Origin of the sequence: Bacillus cereus group sp. Bc031, assembly GCF_027716265.1 — a bacterium.
GTDB lineage: Bacteria > Bacillota > Bacilli > Bacillales > Bacillaceae_G > Bacillus_A > Bacillus_A paranthracis.
This window is the reverse complement of the sequence record NZ_JAQFUL010000192.1, coordinates 1-1,654: the sequence shown is the minus strand read 5'-3', so window position 1 is coordinate 1,654 and position 1,654 is coordinate 1. Positions and strand designations below refer to the sequence as shown.

Below are 1,654 nucleotides of genomic sequence, written 5' to 3'. Positions count from 1 at the left end.
AGGGGTAAGTTGGGCTAGAGCTGATTTCCCTAAAATATTTACTGCTACAATAAACACAATATAGATAAAAATAACTTTAACTAAAAAAATAGACACTTCTAACACCTCGTAAAAAAATTCACCTAGTCCGAAATTGGACTAAGGTTTTTAAACTTATTTCAATTAAAAATGGTATCTTTTTTTCGTCATGTATGAATCTAAGCTAAATCCTTATCCTTTTAAAATAGGGGTCACTTTATCAATGGCTTCTTGTAATTTTTCACTGTTTAACCTATACATTTGTTTGGCGTCTTTTGATTCCGTTCCAAGAGCAAATAGTTCTAAGTCTGCTTGACATTTTTTCAAGGTTGAAAGAATTAAGGGTCTTTCTTGTGGGGGTGCGACTTGTAATTTATCGTCAAACAGATCAATCGTTAACTCTCCGTAAGAATTAACCTGTCCCAGAAATACATTTTCAATCGTTACCCCTAGTTTTTCTAATTCAGTTTGTAGCCAAGCCCGACTTCGTCCAATCGTGGCTAGTGGTTCATCCATTATTGTACCATCCATAATAATGGTCTGAGGCTCCTTGATTGAAGCAACCTTCAAGTTTATATCCTTTGCTGTTAAAAAGGTTGATTTTCTTTCTTTAGCATCACAGATAAATCACCTGTTGCCTCTAAAACAGCAAATTCTACATCAGAGACTTGAAAGACATCCTTCCTGCGAAGGAGATCTAACAGTTCATCTGTCGTATATCTTTCCTTTTTTAAATTATCTTCCATAATCTTCCCATCTTTGATAAATACAGTTGCTTTTCCTTCTATAAAATTGCGAAAACGTTTACTTTTTAATGAAATTAAACCAGCGAAAAAGGGAATAGCCGCAAAAATGACAATTCCAATAATTCCGTGAAAAATGTTCCGTTCAAGTCCTATAGCCACTTCTGCACCAATATTCCCAATAGAAATACCGGTGACATATTCAAAGAAAGTTAGTTCGGAAATTTGCTTTTTCCCTAACCATTTTGTAATGAAAAATAAAACAGCAACAAATAATGCTGAGCGTACAGCTATATCTAACCATTCAGGCACTGCTTACACCTCCTGTAAATATAGTTTTTCTAGAAACCTTTGTACTGAAGTTCCTCTCCTTCTAGTTCTCCTACACTTTTTTTTAAATCTTTTGTTACTTCGTATACTACCATCATAGCCTCATGCAAAGTTCGCTTCGATTCATCATCAAGAGTCCGTAATGCTAAACTTGAGAGACTTGCTTCTACCCCTCTTAGACTGGCAAAACACTGTTTAACATCTGATCCTACTGTCATCCTAATTCTCCTTATCCTTTTGGCTTAAAAATTAAAGCTCCTATCATGCCGAAAACAATGGCAGCTGAAATACCAGAACTAGTTACTTCAAACATTCCTGTCAGTACACCAACTAACCCATGTTTTTCAGCTTCCTGCATCGCACCATGAACAAGCGAATTCCCAAAACTTGTAATCAGAACGGTAGCCCCTGCCCCAGCAAAATCAATCAAAGGCTCGTATAGTCCAAATCCATCTAAAAGCACCCCAATCACTACAAGGGGTACCGCCACACATCCATCAACTTAACGTATATTTTTATATAAAATGCGGTCTTTCCACGTAGTTTTTTATTATCTTTTATAG

The 1,654-nt window shown here is 36.0% G+C and carries 1 protein-coding gene and 2 pseudogenes; all 3 read right to left on the bottom strand.

The window, feature by feature from the left end; genetic code table 11:
- Positions 1-210: 210 nt before the first annotated feature.
- Positions 211-1,073 (bottom strand): annotated as a pseudogene (locus PDQ33_RS28795) (DUF421 domain-containing protein).
- A gap of 29 nt (positions 1,074-1,102) precedes the next feature.
- Entirely contained in the window at positions 1,103-1,309 is a 207-nt protein-coding gene (locus PDQ33_RS28790) for a DUF1657 domain-containing protein (RefSeq protein WP_270395282.1), read from the bottom strand.
- Between the two features lie 11 nt (positions 1,310-1,320).
- Positions 1,321-1,569 (bottom strand): annotated as a pseudogene (locus PDQ33_RS28785) (SpoVA/SpoVAEb family sporulation membrane protein); the annotation flags it as partial.
- Positions 1,570-1,654 lie beyond the last annotated feature (85 nt).

Bases quoted from the DNA above. Each gene is read 5' to 3' on its own strand.
- PDQ33_RS28790 (WP_270395282.1), bottom strand. From the start codon at position 1,309: ATGACAGTAGGATCAGATGTTAAACAGTGTTTTGCCAGTCTAAGAGGG.